Below are 17,859 nucleotides of genomic sequence, written 5' to 3'. Positions count from 1 at the left end.
GATAGGGACAAACGCCGTGCAGACACTGAAACTCATCGTCCGGGAAGTCCGGCAGGAATCGCCGCTGATCCGTTCGTTCCGGCTGGCGCGCGAGGACGCCGGCCCCCTGCCCGCCTTCGGACCGGGCGCGCATCTGAAGGTGACGGTGCCGGGCCTGCGCGAGCCGCGCTGCTATTCGCTGGTGCAACTGGCGCCCGAAGCCGGCAAGTTCGCCCAGCCGGCCGAATACCGGCTCGGCGTGCGTCTGGAAGAAACCAGCCAGGGCGGATCGCGCCACATGCACGCGCTGGCCGCGGGCGACACGCTCACGGTCGAAGGTCCAAAGAATGATTTCCCGCTGCACGAATCGCCCGCCGGCGACGAGCCGGTGGTGCTGATCGCGGGCGGCATAGGCATCACGCCGGTGGCGTCCATGGCGGCCGCGCTCAAGGCCGCCGGCCGCGCCTTCCATCTGCACTATTGCGGCCGCAGCAAGGACCAGCTGGCCTTCCTGCCCGAGCTGCAGGCCCTGGCCGGAGACAGCCTGAGCCTGCACGCCGACGACGATCCGTCCTGTCGCTTCGACCTGCAGGCGCTGCTGGAATCATCGTCGCCGCGCCAGCACCTGTACGTCTGCGGCCCCAAGGGCCTGATCGACGCCGTCATCCAGGGCGCCCACGCGCGCCACTGGCCCGATGCCCATATCCATTTCGAACTCTTCGCCACCGCCGCGCCGCAGGCCGGCGACCAGCCCTTCGAAGTCGAGCTGCGCCAATCCGGCCGGGTGCTGACCATCCCCGCCGACAAGACCATCATCGACGTGATGGAAGAAGAAGGCTGCGACCCGATGTACGACTGCAAGCGCGGCGAATGCGGCGTCTGCCAGGCCACCGTGCTGGAAGGCGAACCCGACCACCGCGACTACTACCTCTCGGACACCGAGAAAGCCAGCGGCAAGATCATCCAGATCTGCATCTCGCGCGCGAAATCGGCGCGCCTGGTGCTGGACCTGTAGCCCGACGCAAGGAAGCGCCACCATGGCCAAATACCGCGACAATCCCGACGCCATCCGCGCCCTGCTGCGCGACACCGAGGTGCACAAGGACCTGTTCATCGACCAGGAGCTGTTCGAGCTGGAGATGGAACGCCTGTACGCCAACACCTGGGCCTATGTCGGCCACGACAGCCAGGTGCCCAACCCGGGCGACTACGTCACCACCACGGTCGGCAACCAACCGGTGGTGATGGTGCGCCACAGCGACCGTTCGGTGCGGGTGCTGCACAACCGCTGCCCGCACAAGGGCACCATGGTGGCGGGCGATGCCTGCGGCAATACCGGCAAGTTCTTCCGCTGCCCCTATCACGCCTGGACTTTCAAGACCGACGGCAGCCTGCTGTCCATCCCGCTGAAGAAGGGCTACGAGAACACCGGCCTGGAAAACTGCGAAGCCAGCCAGGGCATGGCCGCCGTGAAGGACGTGAAGAACCATCGCGGCTTCGTGTTCTGCCGCCTGAACCCGGAAGGCCAGTCCTTCGAGGACTTCTTCGGCGAATCGCTGTCCACCCTGGACAACATGGTGGATCGCTCGCCCGAGGGCCGGCTGGAAGTCGCCGGCGGGGTGTTGCGCTACATGCACCGCTGCAACTGGAAGATGCTGGTCGACAACCAGACCGACACCTGCCACCCGATGGTGGCGCACGAATCTTCCGCAGGCACGGCCGTCAAGGTCTGGGAACAGGCGCCGGAAGGCACGCCCAAGCCCATGGCGGTGGAACTGTTCGCGCCCTTCATCTCGCCCTATGAATTCTTCGAGAACATGGGCATACGCGTGTGGGAGAACGGCCACGGCCATACCGGCGTGGCGGATTCCATCCATGCCTCGTACTCGGGCGTGCCGGGCTACTGGGATTCCATGGTCGCCGCCTACGGCGAAGAGCGCGCCAAGCAGATCCTGGGCGACGTGCGCCACAACACCGTGTACTTCCCCAACATCATGGTCAAGGGCCCGATCCAGACGCTGCGCATCTTCAAGCCCATCGCCGCGGATCGCACCCTGGTGGAGTCCTGGACCTTCCGCCTGGTGGGCGCGCCCGACCTGCTGCTGGAACGCACACTCATGTACAACCGCCTGATCAACGCCCCGACGTCTGTGGTCGGACACGATGACCTGGAAATGTACGAGCGCGCCCAGGACGGCCTGCAATCGCGCGCGCGGGACTGGGTCAACGTGGGCCGGCTGTACTCGCCCGACGAGCTCGGCCAGAAGAACGTCGCCACCAATGGCACCAATGAATGGCAGATGCGCAACCAGTACCGCGCATGGGGCCGCTACATGACCGGACCGGAGTCGGTATGAGCGCAAGCGACCGCGAGTTGATCGATTTTGTCTACGCCGAGGCGCGCATGCTGGACGAGCTGCGCTTCGAGGACTGGCTGAACCTGTACACCGAAGACGGCTATTACTGGATGCCGCTGGCCCATGGCCAGACCGATCCCAAGCTGCACGCCTCGCTCATGTACGAAGACAAGCTGCTGCTGCGCGTGCGCGTGGAGCGCCTGGCCGGCCTGCGCACCTTCTCGCAGCAGCCCAAGAGCCGCTGCCATCACCTGCTGCAAGCGCCCACGGTAGAGCACGGCCATCCCGACGCCGCCCCCGCCGAAGGCCGCCACGTGGTCCGCACCGCCTTCCATTACGTCGAAACGCGGCAGGACGCGCAGACGCTGTACGCCGGCTGGGCCACCCACCACCTGGTGGAACAGGATGGCGTCTTGCGCATCCGTTTGAAGCGCGTCGACCTCGTCAACTGCGATTCGGCCTTCGGCAATATCCAATTGTTCATGTAGGAGCGGCTTGTGAGCACCACGGTCCATCAGGCTTTCCGCGATACCGCGGCCCGCTACGGCGCACAGCCCTTTCTGTGTATCCTGCCGGAAACGGCGCAGGCCTACGGCATCGCCGCCGGCGAACTGAGCTACGCCCAAGCAAACGAGGCCATCGAAACGCTGCGCGCGGCCTATGCCCGCGCCGGCTACGGCCACGGCCACCGCGCCGGCCTGCTGCTGGAGAACCGCCCCGCCTTCTTCCTGCACTGGTTCGCGCTGAACGCGCTGGGCGTGTCGGTGGTGCCCATCAATCCCGACCTGCGCGCGGCCGAACTCGAATACCTGACGGGGCACTCCGAAATCGCGCTGGCCGTGGCGCTGCCCGAACGCCATGCCGACCTGCTGGCCGCCGCGCAACGCGCCGGCCGCGAACTGCGCGTGATGGGACCGGACGATGCGCCGCCCGCCGCGCCCTTCGCGGCGCCGCGGGCGGACAGAGAACCCGATGTCCTGACCGAATGCGCCCTGCTCTACACGTCCGGCACCACCGGACGGCCCAAGGGCTGCATCCTGCCCAACCGCTATTTCCTGCACGCCGGCGGCTGGTACGCCCGCATCGGCGGCCTGTGCGAACTGCGCCCCGGCCAGGAACGCATGCTGACGCCGCTGCCCCTGGTCCACATGAACGCCATGGCGTATTCGGCCATGGCCATGGTGCTGACCGGCGGCTGCCTGATCCCGCTAGACCGCTTCCATCCCAAGACCTGGTGGGACAGCGTGCGCGACTCCGGCGCGACGGTGCTGCACTACCTGGGCGTCATGCCCGCCATCCTGATGAAGGCCGAACCCTCCGCACGGGACAAGCAGCCCGCCATCCGCTTCGGCTTCGGCGCCGGCGTGGACCGCAAGCTGCACCAGCCCTTTGAAGAGCGCTTCGGCTTTCCGCTGCTGGAAGCCTGGGCCATGACCGAGACCGGCGCGGGCGCGGTCATCATCGCCAACCACGAACCGCGCCACATCGGCAGCAGTTGCTTCGGCCGCGAGGAAGATGACGTATTGGTGCGCATCGTCGCCGACACGGGCGCCGAGGCCGCGGCGGGCGAACCGGGCGAACTGCTGGTGCGCCATGCCGGCGCCGATTCGCGCTACGGCTTTTTTGCTGGCTATCTGAAGGACGAGGAAGCCACTACCCAGGCCTGGGAAGACGGCTGGTTCCATACCGGCGACATCGTGCGCCGCGACGCCGACGGCGCGCTGCGCTTCGTGGACCGCAAGAAGAACGTCATCCGCCGCAGCGGCGAAAACATCTCCGCGGTGGAGGTGGAAAGCGTGCTGTTGCAGCATCCGCTGGTCAAGGCCGTGGCGGTCGCCGCCGTGCCCGACGCGGTGCGCGGCGACGAGGTGCTGGCCTGCGTGGTGCCCGAGAGCCTGCCGGCCGAGGGCGACGCCATGGAGCAGGCCGCGCGCAGCATCGTGCAATGGAGCCTGGAACAGCTGGCCTATTACAAAGCGCCCGGCTACGTCGCCTTCGTCGACAGCCTGCCGCTGACCACCACCAACAAGATCCAGCGCGGCGAAATGAAAGCCCTGGCGCCCACCCTGCCCGGCACGGCCCGTTGCGTGGACACCGGCCACATGAAGAAACGCCAGGAGCCCACGCGATGAGCCGCCTGGGCTACGACGGCGTGGTGGCGGCCCTGCCCGTCACGATTCCGTACGAACGCTATTCCACCCATGCCGCGCACTGGTGGCTGGGACGGGCGCTGGGCGCGCTGATCCGCCAGGCCGGCATCGCCAAGACCGACGTCGACGGGCTCTGCGTGTCCAGCTTCACCCTGGCGCCCGACACCGCCGTCGGCCTGGTGCAGCACCTGGGGATGAGCCCGCGCTGGCTGGACCACATCCCCATGGGCGGCGCCAGCGGCGTGGCGGCCTTGCGCCGCGCGGCCCGCGCCGTGCAGGCGGGCGACGCCAACATCGTTGCCTGCATCGCGGGCGACACCAACCACGTGGACTCGTTCCGCAACACGGTCAGCCAGTTCTCGCGCTTCGCGCAGGACGCGGTCTACCCCTACGGCGCAGGCGGCCCCAATGCCAGCTTCGCGCTGCTGACGGCCAACTACATGCGCACGACCGGCGCCACCCGCGAAGACTTCGGCAAGCTGTGCGTGGCGCAGCGCGACAACGCCCTGCGCTATCCGCACGCGCTGATGAAAAAACCGCTGACCTTGGCCCAGTATCTGGAGGCCCGCGTCATCACCGATCCGATCCATCTGTTCGATTGCGTGATGCCCTGCGCCGGCGCCGACGGCTTCCTGGTCATGAGCGAGGACCGGGCGCGCGCGCTGAACCTGCCCTACGCGCGCATTCTCTCCACCATCGAACGCCACAACGCCTGGATCGAAGACCCGATCCAGACCCGTGGCGGCTGGACCATGGATCTGGACGAGCTGTATGGCCAGGCCAACGCCCAGCCGGCCGACATGGATTTCCTGCAAGCCTATGACGACTATCCGGTCATCAATCTGATGCAGATGGAAGACCTGGGCTTCTGCCAGAAAGGCGCGGCTCCCGAATTCGTGCGCAGCAACACCTTCACCGTGGACGGCAGCTTTCCCTTCAACACCAATGGCGGCCAGCTATCGGTGGGCCAGGCCGGCGCGGCCGGCGGCTATCTGGGGCTGATCGAAGCGCTGCGCCAGCTGAGCGGCACGGCCGGCGGCACGCAGGTGGCTGATGCCCGCCTCGGCATGGTCAGCGGCTTCGGCATGATCAATTACGACCGCGGCCTGTGCACCGCCGCGGCCATCCTGGCTAGGAGCGACGCATGACCGAACCCTTGGCCAAGCCGCCCCGCAAGAATCCGATTGCCCGCACCCGCCAGCCGACCCTGCCGCCGGGCTGGCGCAGCCGCAGCGCGCTAGGCCTGACCGCCGCCGCCGCCGAGGGCCGCTTCGACCTGCAGACCTGCGCCGATTGCGGCGCGGTCCAGTACCCGCCGCGCGAGGTCTGCGGCCACTGCCTGTCCGAGCGCTTGCCCTGGCGCCCCGCCGATCCGAGCGGCGTACTGCTGGTCAGCACCACCCTGCATCACAGCAACGACCTGTATTTCCGCGAACGCCTGCCCTGGCGCGTAGGCACGGTGCGCATGACCGCCGGCCCCTCGGTGGTGGCGCACGTGCACCAGGACTGCGCCGACGGCGCCCGCGTGCGCCTGGCGCTGAAGCTGGACCGCAGCGGCCAGGCCGTGATGATCGCCCTGCCTGAAAGGAACACGCCGAACATGGAAGACGACAAGACCCTGCGCGAAACCTCGTGCGATCCGAAATTCCGCCGCGCGCTGGTCACCGACGGCAAGTCGGCGGTGGGCCAGGCCGTGGCGCGCGCCCTGCTGGACGCGGGCTGCCCGAGCGTGTTCCTGGGCGACCCGCAAGCCTGGAAGCGCGACGCCGCTTTCGAGGCGCTGGCGGCCGATCCGCGCGTGCAGGCGGTGGTGCTGGACGTGACCGATACCGATTCGGTCGAACGGGTCGCCGCCTCCATCGGCGGCAAGGTCGAGATCCTGGTCAACACCGCCGACCTGGAACGCGAAGGCGGCCTGCTGAACCGCAAGGACGTGAACACGGCGCGCGACGCCATGGACGTGAACGTGCTGGGGCTGATGCGCCTGGCGCAGAGTTTCGGCCCGGCGCTGTGCGGCCGCGCCGCGGACGGCGTCAACAGCGCCACCGCCTGGGTCAACGTGCTGTCCATCTACGCCCACATGAACCTGCCCTCGCGCGGCATGTGGTCGGCGTCCAAGGCCGCCGCGCTGTCCCTGGCGCAATGCCTGCGCGCCGAGATGCGCGGCGCGGGCGTGCGGGTAGTGAACGTGTTCCCCGGGCCGGTGGACCACGAATGGGAGCAGCGCACGCCGCCCCCGCGCGTGGCGCCTGCGGCGATCGCCGCCGCCATTGTGCGCGCACTGAAGGAAGGCATCGAGGACGTCTATGTCGGCGATGTCGCGCAGGAATTCCGCGCCCGGCTGGCGGAAAACCCCAAGGGACTGGAACGGGAGCTGGGAGCCTGACGGCCCGCCCCGCTTCGACAACGCACGAACCTAGAGGAACAGCACATGAGCCAAAACATTCTTGCCCAATTCATGGCCGAACTGATGTCCGGCCGCATCCGCGTGGTGGACCTGACCGAGACGCTGACGCCGGAGTTCCCGACCATCGTGCTGCCGCCGGAATTCGGCCAGGCCTGGCCGTTCCGCATCGAAGAGATCTCGCGCTACGACGAACGCGGACCGGCCTGGTACTGGAACAACTTCTCGTGTTCCGAGCACACCGGCACCCACTTCGACGCGCCGGCCCACTGGGTCACGGGCAAGGATCAGCCCGACAACACGGTGGACACCATTCCGGTCGAAGCCTTCATCGCCAGCGCCTGCGTCATCGACTGCTCGGCCGAGTCGCGCGACAACCCCGACTTCCTGCTGACCATCGACCTCGTGAAGAAATGGGAAGAGCAGCATGGCCGCATCCCCGCGCGTTCCTGGGTGCTGATGCGCACCGACTGGTCCAAGCGCGCCAAGCCCGCCGATTACCTGAACCTGCAGGAAGACGGCGCGCACTCGCCCGGCCCGGACGCCGAAGTGGTGCCCTGGCTGATCAAGGAGCGCGACGTGCACGGCTTCGGCACCGAGTCGGTCGGCACCGACGCGGGCCAGGCGCAGCACCTGGATCCCCCCTATCCCTGCCACTACTACATGCACGGCAACAACCGATACGGCCTGCAATGCATGACCAACCTGGACCAGTTGCCGCCCACCGGCGCAGTGATCTTCTCGGCGCCGCTCAAGATCCGCAGCGGCTCGGGCAGCCCGCTGCGCGTGCTGGCGCTGGCGCCCAAGGCCTGAGCCGGCCGCACCAAAAGCCGGCCTCATGACAACGACAACAGGGGGATACCCATGACGCACACCAACGTCGCCATCGTCACCGGCGGCAGCGCCGGCATCGGCGCCGAAATCTGCCGCAGCATGCTGGACGCAGGCTACGAAGTGATTTCCATGGCGCGCCGCGCCGCCGACTTCAGCCACCCGCGCCTGCACAACGTGCAGGTGGACCTGCTGGACGCCGAGGCCACCGCGCAAGCGGGCGCCGAAGCCGCCGCCAGGTTTCCCGTCAGCCACGTCATCCACAACGCCGGCGTCATCTGGCCCAACCTGCTGCCGCAGGTCACGCAGGAAGAGCTGCACGGCCTGACCCAGATCCACTTGGGCGCGGCCATCAGCCTGGTGCAGGCTGCCCTGCCCGGCATGCAGGAGCGCAAGTTCGGCCGCATCGTGATGATGTCCTCGCGCGGCGCTTTGGGCCTGCCGACCCGCACGGCGTATTCGGCCACCAAGGCCGGCATGGTGGGCATGGCGCGCACCTGGTCGCTGGAGCTGGCGCCTTATGGGATCACGGTCAACGTGGTGGCCCCCGGCCCGATCCAGACCGATATGTTCTACGAGGTGATCGAGCCCGGCAGCGAACGCGAAAAGCAGCTGGCCGCCGGCATCCCGGTCAAGCGCCTGGGCCGTTCGGACGACGTCGCGCGCGCCGTCATGTTCTTCTCGGATCCGGCCAACAGCTTCGTCACCGGCCAGACGCTGTTCGTCTGCGGCGGCGCCAGCGTCAGCTCCATCACCATCTGAACACGCTTCGGGTTTTGACGGATAGGTAAGCACTGCGGACCGGGTCTACAGTGCGAGCCTGCGCACAGAAAGTTTAAGCAACAAGTATTAAAGCAAACCAAGCAAGCACAGAAGCACCCGTTTTCTCCGTTTTCCAGCCGCACCCCCACCCTGCTCCCTATCCGGAGGTTTTGCCATGCTGTCGAAGAAACTCCCCCTGGCCGCTGCCGCCGCGGTAGCCGCGCTGTTCGCCCTGCCCGCCCTGGCCCAAGTCAAGGTCGGCGTCGTCACCTCGTCCACCGGCCCCACGGCCCTGGTGGGGATTCCGCAGAAGAACACCGTGCCGCTGCTGCCGAAGAAAATCGGCGACCTGACCGTGGAATACATCTCGCTGGATGACGCCAGCGATTCCACCAACTCGGTGACGGCCTTCAAGAAGCTGATCTCGGAGCAGAACGTCGACGCGCTGATCGGCCCTTCGGGTTCGCCCAACGCCATGGGCGTGATCCAGTTCGCGGCCGAGGCCGGCGTGCCGATGCTGGCGCCGGTGGGCACCGCCGCGGTCGTGCTGCCCATGAACGAGCAGAAGAAGTGGGTCTTCAAGACCACCCAGAACGACGACATCATCGCACGCGCGCTGGTCGACCACATGGCCAAGACCGGCATCAAGACGGTCGGCTTCATCGGCCTGAACGATCCCTACGGCGAGAACTGGTCCAAGGTCTTCGCGGGCCTGGCCGCTGAAAAGGGCATCAAGATCACGGCCAACGAGCGTTACCTGCGCTTCGACAGCTCGGTCACCGGCCAGGCGCTGAAGATCCTGGCCGCCAAGCCGGACGCCGTGCTGGTGGCCGCCCCCGGCGCCGCCAGCGTGCTGCCGCAGACCACCCTGTTCGATCAGGGCTACAAGGGCAAGTTCTACCAGACCCACGGCGCGGCCCTGCCCGACTTCCTGAAGCTGGGCGGCAAGAAGGTCGAAGGCACGGTGCTGGCCGCCAGCCTGATGCTGGTGCTGCCGGAAATGCCGGACAGCAATCCGTCCAAGAAGGTAGCGGCCGACTACATCGCGGCCTACGAGAAGCTCAACGGCTCCAAGCCGGCCACCTTCGGCGCCAACGTCTACGACGCCGGCCTGCTGCTGGAAAAGGCCGTGCCGATCGCCGAGAAGGCTGGCAAGCCGGGCACCAAGGAGTTCCGCAACGCGTTGCGCGATGCGCTGGAACAGACCAAGGAGCTGGTGGGCACCCAGGGCGTCTACAACATGACGGCCGCCGACCACAGCGGCTTCGACGACCGCGGCCGCGAACTCATCACCGTCAAGGACGGGGCCTGGACACTGGTGAAGTAGTTCCCCCCCCCGAAGCGCTGCGCGCTTCCCCCCCAGGGGGGCATGCCTGCGGACCGGCAAAGCCGGCTCCGCGGCATCCCGCTTGGAGTGCATAGAGCCTGCTCCGTGGCATCTCGATGAGGTGCGCAGAGTCGGCTCCGCGGCATCCCGATGGGGTGCGCAGAGTCTGCTCCGTAGCAACCTGGCGGGCGCGCGTGGATAGGGGGTGAGGTGCCTGGCGTGCTTGTCTGTCTTACCCGGAATTTCGCATGAATGCTCAGATTGCCCTGATACTCGGGCAGGACGGCATCACCAACGGCGCCATCTATGCGCTGCTGGCCTTGTCCATCCTGCTGGTCTTTACCGTCACCCGCGTGCTGTTCATCCCGCAAGGCGAGTTCGTCGCGTTCGGCGCGCTGACCATGGCCGCGCTGCAGGCCGGCAAGCCGGTGCTGCTGGTGTGGCTGCTGTTCGCCTTCGCAGTGGCCGAGGTCGGCGCCGATCTGCTGGCGCGGCGCAAGCGGCCCGGCCGCAACCGCGGTGCCTGGCGCATGGCGGTCAAGCTGGCCTATCCGCTGGTGCTGGCCGCGCTGTTCTATAAGCTGCCGCTGGCCCAGCTGCCGATGGCGGCGCAGGCGCTGCTGACGCTGCTGTTGCTGGTGCCGATGGGCCCCCAACTGTACCGATTGTTCTACCAGCCCATCGCGTCGGCCTCGACGCTGGTGCTGCTGATCGTCTCCATTGCCGTGCACCTGGCGCTGGTCGGCCTGGGGCTGCTGGCCTTCGGCGCGGAAGGCGCCCGGACCGCGCCGTTCAGCGACGCCAGCCTGGCCCTAGGACCGTTGAACGTCAATAGCCAGGCGCTGTGGGTGGTGGCGGTGTCGGCCCTGCTCATCATCGTGCTCTACCAGTTCTTCGAACGCTCGATGTACGGCAAGGCACTGCGCGCGGCTGCCTTCAACCGGCTGGGCGCGCGGCTGATGGGCATCTCGCCGATCTTCGCCGGCAAGGCCACGTTCTTCCTGGCCGCGCTGATCGGCACGGTCTCGGGCATCCTGATCGCCCCCATCACCACCATGTATTTCGACTCCGGCTTCATGGTCAGCCTGAAGGGCTTCGTGGGCGCCATCATCGGCGGCCTGGTGAGTTATCCGCTGGCGGCTGCCGGCGCCATCCTGGTCGGCTTGATCGAAGCCTTCTCCTCGTTCTGGGCCAGCGCCTACAAAGAAATCATCGTGTTCACGCTGATCATCCCCGTGCTGCTCTGGCGTTCACTGAAAAGCCATCACGTCGAGGAAGAAGACGAATGAACCCGCGCCACATCCTCCTCGCCTTCCTGGCGCTGCTGGCCTTGGCGCCGCTGGCGCTGCCGCCGTTCTACGTCACGTTGCTGAACTACATCGGCCTGTACGCCATGGTGGCGCTGGGCCTGGTGCTGCTGACCGGCGTCGGCGGCCTGACCAGCTTCGGACAGGCCGCCTTCGTGGGCGTGGGCGCCTACACCACCGCACTGCTGACCACGCGCGCGGACACGCTGCCCTCCTGGCTGGCCTGGCTGGGCGCATCGCCGTGGCTGACCTTGCTGGCCGGACTGGCGCTGACCGTAGTCATCGCCTACTTGCTGGGCGCGATCACGCTGAAGCTGTCGGGCCATTTCCTGCCGCTGGGCACGATCGCCTGGGGCCTGTCGCTGTACTTCGTCTTCGGCTCGGTCGAGGGCCTGGGCGGCCATACCGGCATTCCGGACATTCCCGCCATCAGCCTGTTCGGCTGGACGCTGAACCAGGGCGACAACATCTATTACCTGATCTGGGCCTTCCTGCTGGTGGCCGTGTGGTCGACGCAGAACCTGCTGGATTCGCGCGAGGGCCGCGCCATCCGCGCGCTCAAGGGCGGCCGCGTGATGGCCGAATCCATGGGCGTGGACACCGCCCGCTCGCGCATGGTGATCTTCATCATCGCGGCGCTGCAAGCCTGCGCCTCGGGCTGGCTGTATGCGCACATGCAGCGCTTCGTGAACCCCAACCCGTTCGGCTTGCAGATGGGCATCGAGTACCTGTTCATGACCGTCATCGGCGGCGCGGGACAGGTCTGGGGCGCGCTGGTCGGCGCGGGTGTGTTCACCGTGCTCAAGCAATGGCTGCAGGACTGGATGCCCAAGCTGCTGGGCCAGACCGGCAACTTCGAGGTCATCGTGTTCGGCTTCGGCATGGTGCTGCTGTTGCATCGCGCCCGCAGCGGGCTGTGGCCGGTGCTGACACGCTGCGTGCCAGTGAAGAAGCAGCAGCGCAAGCTGGACCTGAACGCAGAGCCGCTGCCGCGCAAGCCCATGCCGCCACGCGGCGAAGTGGTGCTCAAGGCCGTGGACGTGACCCGCAAGTTCGGCGGCCTGGTCGCCAACAACGCCATGAACCTGGAAATCCGCGCCGGCGAGATCCTGGCGCTGATCGGCCCCAACGGCGCCGGCAAGAGCACCATGTTCAACCAGATCTCCGGCGTGGACACGCCGACCTCGGGTACGGTGACGCTGCTGGGCCATTCCGTGGCCGGCACCGGCGCGCGCCGCATCGCGCGGCTGGGCCTGTCGCGCACCTTCCAGCACGTGCGCCTGCTAGGCCGCATGAGCGTGCTGGAAAACGTGGCCATCGGCGCGCACCTGCGCGGCCACCGCGGCGTGCTGCCGGCCGCCTGGCGGCTGGACCGCGCCGAAGAGGCGCGCCTGCTGGCCGAAGCCGCGCGCCAGGTCGAGCGCGTGGGCCTGGGCAAGCATCTGCACGATGAAGCCGGTTCGCTGGCCCTGGGGCAGCAGCGCATCCTGGAGATCGCCCGCGCGCTGGCGTCCGATCCCTGCATCCTGTTGCTGGACGAGCCTGCCGCCGGCCTGCGCTACCAGGAAAAATGCGAACTGGCCGAGTTACTGAAGAAGCTGCGCGCCGAGGGCATGGCCATCCTGCTGGTCGAGCACGACATGGACTTCGTCATGGGGCTGGTGGACCGCGTGGTGGTCATGGACTTCGGCGAAAAAATCGCCGAGGGCCTGCCCGGCGAGATCCAGAACAACCCCGCGGTGCTTGAAGCCTATCTGGGCGGAGTGGAATGATGAGCGCGAATTTGCTGGAAGTGCGCGACCTGCGCGTGGCCTACGACAAGATCGAAGCCATATCGGGCGTCAGCCTGGCAGTGGGCGAAGGCCAGATCGTGACCGTGATCGGCCCCAACGGCGCCGGCAAGACCACCCTGCTGTCGGCCATCATGGGCGTGCTGCCGTCCAGCGGCCAGATCGTCTTCGGCGGCAAGCCGCAGGAGCACGCCGAGATCGAGGAAATGGTGGCGGCCGGCATGAACCTGGTGCCCGAAAAGCGCGAACTGTTCGCCGAGATGACGGTGGAAGACAACCTGATGCTGGGCGCGTTCCATCGTTTCCGCTGCGGCTTGCGCGACCAGGACCAGACGCTGGCCGAAGTCTATGAGCTGTTTCCGCGCTTGAAGGAACGCCGCGCCCAGCTGTCCGGCACGCTGTCCGGCGGCGAACGCCAGATGCTGGCGGTGGGCCGCGCACTGATGGCCAAGCCCAAGCTGCTGATGCTGGACGAGCCCAGCCTGGGCCTGGCGCCGCGCATCGTGCGCGAAGTGTTCCGCATTGTCGCGCGCCTGCGCGAAATGGGCGTGTCGATCTTGCTGATCGAACAGAACGCCCGCGCCGCGCTACAGGTGGCCGATTACGCCTATGTGCTGGAAACCGGCGCCGTCACGCTGGAAGGCCCGGCCGCCCAGGTGGCGGAGGATCCGCGCGTGGTCGAGGTGTATCTGGGACTGGGGCATGGGGCGTCCGCCGCGGCGCCTGCGTAATGCAACGCCTGCGGGGGCTTGCCTGCGCGGCGGCCCCTAGGCGACGCCGCGGCGCCGGTCGCGACGGTACAGGGCGTAACCCAGCGGCCACATGGCCGCCACCATGAACTTCGCCGCAGGGTTGGTCAGCTTGTAGGCCTGCACCGCCGTCGCCACCCCGGAGTGCTTCAGATGCAGCCGGAAGCGGGTATAGCGCGCTGCGGCCATGATGAACTCGCGCGGCCGGTAGCGGAAGAATTCCAGATGGTGCTGCAGCATGTCCCAGGCCAGCAGGTACAGACCCTGGGCATTGTTGCCCACCGAGACCGCGCCCTGGCTCAGGCCGCCAGGCGTGTCGTGGTAGGTACGCACCACGCGGTTGATGAAGCGGCTGAGATAACCCGCTCGCGCGATCGCCCACCACACCAGGCTTTCGGGCACGAAGCCGGCGACATCCTCGGGGAAGGGATATTTCCTGAGAATGTCGGTGCGCATACAGCCGAACTTCTCGCCCTTGATGCGATAGCGGAAATAGACGTCCACGGCCGTGCTGTCGAACACGTCCTGCGGGTAGCGGTCGCCGACGATGCTGCCGTCAGGACGCGCGCACAGGCCGGTCACGGCCACGTAGGATTCGCGCCGTGCCGGCGGAATGCTGTCCCAGGCCGCCTTGAACGTGGCCAGGGCGTCGGGCGGCATTTCGTCGTCGCTGTCCAGGCCGACGATGAGTTCGCCGTGCGCCTCGCGCACGCCGCGGTTGAAGGCGGTTTTCTTGTGGCGGTTGTTCTGCCAGAAATAACGGATCGGAAAATCGGCGCGCGCCTGCCACTCCAGGATGGATTCGTGGGTATTGTCGGTGGAACCGTCGTCCACCACCACCCATTCGAAATCCCGGAACGTCTGCCGGGAAAGGGATTCATATACCCGATGGAGCGTGCCCGCCCGGTTGTAGGTGGGCGTTAAAACAGTGAAAAAAGTTGGTGTGTCGGTCATGCCCACTGAGCCCCTTTGCGATGCGTCATGCAAGCGCTGCGGTCTTGGTTTTGGTGTTTTCGCCTGAAGTTTAGGGGATATGCCCGCGCGAACCGGCCCCGAGACGCTCAAATTTGCAATCAAATCTGACAAAACCGAGATTCGTACAACATCGGGAGCCGCGCCAATCTTGGGAACGCGTTCCGTAGTGGCGTACACTCGGGCGGCCAAAACCGGAATGCCCATGGAAGCGTCGACCGTCCAGCTCAATGACATCGCCTTGTTCGTCGAGGTCGCCAAGCGTAAAAGCTTCAGCCTGGCGGCGCGCGCGCTGAACATGCCGACCTCGACTTTGTCGCGTCGGATCAATGAGTTGGAACGCGCCATCGGCTTGCGTCTGATCAACCGCAACACGCGCCGCCTGGATCTCACGGAAGCCGGCGCCGCCTATATGCGGCGCTGCCAGGGCCTGATCGACGAGGCCCGCCTGGCGCATGAGCAACTGCAATCGCTGTCCGGCGGTCCGTCCGGCAACCTGCGGGTATCCATGCCTTACAGCCTGGCGATCTGGCTGTTGCCGGAAACCATCAATGACTTCACGGATCGCTATCCCGAAGTGGAGTGCGAGTTCGATCTGAGCATGATGACGGCCTCCGACGCGCAGGGCACGCCGTTCGACATCGTGCTGCGCTTCGGCAGCAACGCCGACTATCCGCTGGCGACGGCTGACGCGGCCGACCTCAACGGCAACCGCGGCCTGCATGGCGGGGCGGTGGTGCAGGAACTGGTCTCCCTGGACAACTTCCTGTATGCCTCTGACCGCTACCTGGAACGCCATGGCGAACCCAAGACCCCGGCCGATCTGACCCAGCACCAATGCCTGCGCACCACCATCGACGAGGCGCATTCGCACTGGACTCTGCGGCGCGGCGCGGTCAGCGAACGCGTGCCGGTCAGCGGCCATCTGGCGGCCAACAATATGAGCATCGCGGGTACGCTGGCCGGCCTGGACCTCGCCATTACGCGCATGCCGCACTGCCTGGCGCTGGAACCCATCATCGAGCGCAATTCGCTCAAGCGGGTGCTGCCGGGCTGGTCGGTGGATCCAATCTCGATCTTCGTGGTCTACCCTTCCAGCATCCAGCCGGCCAAGACCCGGGCCTTCATGGATTTCATCCGGCCCAAGCTCGGTCCGCCGCAGGACCAGAAATAAGCAGGATCGGCGCTTGCGGCAAGCCCCGGGCCAGAACCGGGAGCAAGACGAAAAAAAACCCGCGCGGCGCACCGGCGGGTTTTTTTCGATCGGGCCGGGGCTGGCCCCGGCCGGACACGTCGATTAGACGCGCTTGATCTTTTCCAGCATCTTGAACACACCCTTGGGCGACTTGACGAACAAGCGCTTGAAAGCCTTGCCCAGGCAACGACGTTCCAGGGTGTTGCGACGCACGCGTTTGCGTTCAGCCATGTTGATTCTCCTGTTGAATTTGCGGTAGTGAAGCCCGCACAACCGGATACTGGGCTGGCGGAAAATTCGGGTAACTTGGCATTTTAGCCTGAAATGCGCGGGCCGCGCCAATGGCGCGAAAATGCAGCGTTTCCGCCACGCTTCCGCCCCACCCGATGAAATAAGGGGCACATCTCCCCCCTACCGCCCTGGGCAAGCAGCAGCCCTGCCCAGACCGCATCCTGGTCAGCCCGAAATGCTCTTCAGCCGTTCCAGGACCTGCTCCTTGCGCGGCAGCGGATCCACCGCGCCGTATCCCAGGGTGGACAGGGCCGCAGCCGCATTGGCATAACGCACGGCATCCTCCCAGGAGTCGCCCTGGCAGCGGCGCGCCAGCAGGCTGCCCGCAAAGCAGTCCCCCGCACCGGTCGCGTCCACCGCTTCCACGCGCAAGGCTGCCACCGGGATACGCTGGCGGCCATCGTCGATGATGGACCCGTCCTTGCCCAGCTTCAGCACCACCACGCCAGTGGCGCCGGCGTCACGGATCCAGTCCAGCGTGCGTTCCGGGTCGTCGTTGCCGGTCAGGTGCTGCATGTCGTCCATGCTGGGCAGGAACAGGTCGGCCGTGCGCATGGTCTCGCGCAGCACGGCGCGGGCGCGGTCCACCGGCCACAAGCGCAGCCGCAGGTTCGAATCCAGGCTGACCTGGACCCCGGCCGCATGCGCGCGCTCGATGGCGGCGAAGACGGTGTCGCAGGCGCTGGTGCTGATCGCTAGACTGATGCCCGACACGTGCAGGTAGCGGGCGCGTTCGATCAGGCCCGAGTCCAGGCAGGCCGGCGTCATCAGGCTCGCAGCCGAACCGCGGCGCAGATAACTGAAGGCATGGCCGTCCGGGCCGTGCTGCACGAAATACAGGCCGGTATGCGCCTGCTCGTCCACCTGCACGCCCGAGGTGTCCACGCCCTCGGCCCGCCACAAGTCCAGGAACTGCTGGCCGAAGGCGTCGTTGCCGACACGCGTCAGATAGGCGCAGCTTGCGCCCTGCCGCGCCGCGGCGATCACGGCGTTGGAGGTGTCGCCGCCGAAGCCCTGCAGGTATTGCCGCTGGTCCTGGTGTGTCTGGTTCAGTTCGACCAGCGGCTCGCCCAGCGCGACGATATCGAAATCAGCCATGGGCGGCCTCCCGGGTACGGACGATCTGCGCCACCAGCGCGGCGGTGTCGCGGGCGGCGAAGGCCGCCTTGTCATAGAGGTTGCTGCCGATGCCGACGATGGCGGCGCCAGCGGCGAAGTACGCGCCCATGTTGTCCTGGGTGACGCCGCCCGTGGGGCAGAAGATGGTGTCCGGGTAGACGGACTTCAACGCCGCCAGGTGCTTGGGGCCTCCCGTATCCGCGGGGAAGATCTTCACCACGTCCACGCCGGCGCGGCGCGCCGCCAGCACTTCGGTGGGCGTGAAGGCGCCCAGCAGGCAGAGCGCGTCGGCCGCGTGCGCCAGGTCGACGATGTCGGTGGCCAGCGCCGGCGACACCAGGAAGTCCGCGCCCGCGACCAGGGCCTCGCGCGCCTGCTGCTCGTCCAGCACCGTGCCCACGCCCAACAGCAGCGCGCTGCCGTGCTTGTCGCGCAGCGCCCGCAGCAGATCGGTGACGCCGGGGATGGTCCAGGTCAGCTCCAGCGTGGTGCAGCCGGCGGCCACGGCGACTTCGGCCGCATAGGCGGCGGTGGCGGCGTCCGTGTAGCGCAGCACGGGGACGACCCGGGCGGCCAACAGGGTGGAGAGCTTGGAGGCGAGAGGGGCTGCGGTTGCGGTCATGGCA

17 protein-coding genes are annotated in these 17,859 nt (G+C 67.1%); 13 read left to right on the top strand and 4 right to left on the bottom strand.

Annotation, left to right across the window (positions count from 1 at the left end):
• Window positions 1-16 precede the first annotated feature (16 nt).
• The 12 genes from AC6LKD_RS13675 to AC6LKD_RS13620 all read left to right on the top strand — a co-directional run bounded on the left by AC6LKD_RS13675 (window position 17) and on the right by AC6LKD_RS13620 (window position 13,638).
• Window positions 17-994 (top strand): PDR/VanB family oxidoreductase, encoded by a 978-nt coding sequence (locus AC6LKD_RS13675; RefSeq protein WP_013391696.1) that lies wholly within the window; start codon window positions 17-19, stop codon window positions 992-994.
• A 22-nt stretch (window positions 995-1,016) separates the two neighbouring features.
• Window positions 1,017-2,336: an aromatic ring-hydroxylating dioxygenase subunit alpha gene (locus AC6LKD_RS13670; RefSeq protein WP_013391695.1), complete on the top strand. Its 1,320-nt coding sequence runs from the start codon at window positions 1,017-1,019 to the stop codon at window positions 2,334-2,336.
• Window positions 2,333-2,824, top strand: coding sequence for an aromatic-ring-hydroxylating dioxygenase subunit beta (locus tag AC6LKD_RS13665; RefSeq protein WP_498116533.1), 492 nt, complete (start codon window positions 2,333-2,335; stop codon window positions 2,822-2,824). Before AC6LKD_RS13670 ends, AC6LKD_RS13665 begins: the two co-directional genes overlap by 4 nt.
• Before the next feature lie 9 nt (window positions 2,825-2,833).
• Window positions 2,834-4,468: an AMP-binding protein gene (locus tag AC6LKD_RS13660; RefSeq protein ID WP_498116532.1), complete on the top strand. Its 1,635-nt coding sequence runs from the start codon at window positions 2,834-2,836 to the stop codon at window positions 4,466-4,468.
• On the top strand, window positions 4,465-5,634 hold the full coding sequence (locus AC6LKD_RS13655; protein ID WP_013391692.1) for a thiolase family protein: 1,170 nt from the start codon (window positions 4,465-4,467) through the stop codon (window positions 5,632-5,634). The genes AC6LKD_RS13660 and AC6LKD_RS13655 overlap by 4 nt, the downstream gene beginning before the upstream one ends.
• Window positions 5,631-6,872: an SDR family NAD(P)-dependent oxidoreductase gene (locus AC6LKD_RS13650; protein WP_498116531.1), complete on the top strand. Its 1,242-nt coding sequence runs from the start codon at window positions 5,631-5,633 to the stop codon at window positions 6,870-6,872. Before AC6LKD_RS13655 ends, AC6LKD_RS13650 begins: the two co-directional genes overlap by 4 nt.
• A gap of 45 nt (window positions 6,873-6,917) precedes the next feature.
• On the top strand, window positions 6,918-7,703 hold the full coding sequence (locus AC6LKD_RS13645) for a cyclase family protein (RefSeq protein ID WP_498116530.1): 786 nt from the start codon (window positions 6,918-6,920) through the stop codon (window positions 7,701-7,703).
• 51 nt (window positions 7,704-7,754) lie between these two features.
• Window positions 7,755-8,483 carry an SDR family NAD(P)-dependent oxidoreductase gene (locus tag AC6LKD_RS13640; RefSeq protein WP_013391689.1) on the top strand — a complete coding sequence of 243 codons (729 nt, stop codon included), beginning with the start codon at window positions 7,755-7,757 and terminating at the stop codon, window positions 8,481-8,483.
• A 175-nt stretch (window positions 8,484-8,658) separates the two neighbouring features.
• Window positions 8,659-9,810, top strand: coding sequence for an ABC transporter substrate-binding protein (locus tag AC6LKD_RS13635; protein ID WP_498116529.1), 1,152 nt, complete (start codon window positions 8,659-8,661; stop codon window positions 9,808-9,810).
• 248 nt (window positions 9,811-10,058) lie between these two features.
• A complete protein-coding gene (locus AC6LKD_RS13630) occupies window positions 10,059-11,099 on the top strand; it encodes a branched-chain amino acid ABC transporter permease (RefSeq protein WP_207470307.1) in 1,041 nt (346 codons plus the stop codon).
• The gene (locus AC6LKD_RS13625; RefSeq protein WP_498116528.1) at window positions 11,096-12,889 is read left to right on the top strand and encodes a branched-chain amino acid ABC transporter ATP-binding protein/permease; all 1,794 of its coding nucleotides are present in this window, start codon (window positions 11,096-11,098) and stop codon (window positions 12,887-12,889) included. Before AC6LKD_RS13630 ends, AC6LKD_RS13625 begins: the two co-directional genes overlap by 4 nt.
• Entirely contained in the window at window positions 12,889-13,638 is a 750-nt protein-coding gene (locus tag AC6LKD_RS13620; RefSeq protein WP_013391685.1) for an ABC transporter ATP-binding protein, read from the top strand. Before AC6LKD_RS13625 ends, AC6LKD_RS13620 begins: the two co-directional genes overlap by 1 nt.
• A 36-nt stretch (window positions 13,639-13,674) precedes the next feature.
• Here AC6LKD_RS13620 and AC6LKD_RS13615 read toward each other — a convergent pair whose 3' ends face one another.
• Window positions 13,675-14,610: a glycosyltransferase family 2 protein gene (locus tag AC6LKD_RS13615; protein WP_013391684.1), complete on the bottom strand. Its 936-nt coding sequence runs from the start codon at window positions 14,608-14,610 to the stop codon at window positions 13,675-13,677.
• A 223-nt stretch (window positions 14,611-14,833) separates the two neighbouring features.
• On the opposite strand from AC6LKD_RS13615, the gene AC6LKD_RS13610 reads away from it, so the two are divergent.
• A complete protein-coding gene (locus tag AC6LKD_RS13610; protein ID WP_498116527.1) occupies window positions 14,834-15,802 on the top strand; it encodes a LysR family transcriptional regulator in 969 nt (322 codons plus the stop codon).
• Window positions 15,803-15,925: 123 nt separating this feature from the next.
• Here AC6LKD_RS13610 and AC6LKD_RS13605 read toward each other — a convergent pair whose 3' ends face one another.
• The 3 genes from AC6LKD_RS13605 to AC6LKD_RS13595 form a co-directional block, all read right to left on the bottom strand.
• Complete coding sequence (locus AC6LKD_RS13605; protein WP_006226408.1) at window positions 15,926-16,054, bottom strand: hypothetical protein; 129 nt, start codon at window positions 16,052-16,054, stop codon at window positions 15,926-15,928.
• Between the two features lie 225 nt (window positions 16,055-16,279).
• Complete coding sequence (locus AC6LKD_RS13600; protein ID WP_498116526.1) at window positions 16,280-17,212, bottom strand: sugar kinase; 933 nt, start codon at window positions 17,210-17,212, stop codon at window positions 16,280-16,282.
• On the bottom strand, window positions 17,205-17,855 hold the full coding sequence (locus tag AC6LKD_RS13595; RefSeq protein WP_207470297.1) for a bifunctional 4-hydroxy-2-oxoglutarate aldolase/2-dehydro-3-deoxy-phosphogluconate aldolase: 651 nt from the start codon (window positions 17,853-17,855) through the stop codon (window positions 17,205-17,207). Before AC6LKD_RS13595 ends, AC6LKD_RS13600 begins: the two co-directional genes overlap by 8 nt.
• Between the last annotated feature and the right edge of the window lie 4 nt (window positions 17,856-17,859).

The sequence above is a fragment of the Achromobacter sp. D7-1 genome (assembly GCF_059760445.1).
This window is presented reverse-complemented; position numbering and strand designations above follow the sequence as displayed.